General features: G+C 55.9%; 1 protein-coding gene. It reads left to right on the top strand.

Features of this window, described 5'->3' with window-relative positions; genetic code table 11:
• Positions 1-20 precede the first annotated feature (20 nt).
• Positions 21-306 (top strand): hypothetical protein (locus D8M23_RS11660; RefSeq protein WP_148110474.1); only part of this gene is annotated, 286 nt, incomplete at its 3' end.

Raw genomic sequence — 306 nt, forward strand, 5'->3', positions numbered from 1 at the left:
CACCCAAATGGTGGTGTCTTGTGAGCCGTAGAAAAGATCATGCTCATAGTCTGGAGCATGTAGAACACCCCAAAACCCCGGCCCGCACCAGCAGTAGTGCTGTCTCCGCAGAAGCCTCTGCCCCTGTCCCGGAACTTGTCCTATACCCCACCAACCCAAGCAGTACCAGCACAACCCCGATCGGCCCGCAGCTGCCACAACGGTACGAACCAGCATTAACCCCATCACTCATCTCAGCAATTCTTGCCCAAGGAATCGTCGCGTTTCCTGTGGTATGGCTTTTCCTGGGAACACTCAACCAGCCAC

Source organism: Rothia sp. HSID18067 (genome assembly GCF_003989445.1).
GTDB classification, from domain to species: Bacteria; Actinomycetota; Actinomycetes; order Actinomycetales; family Micrococcaceae; genus Rothia; species Rothia aeria.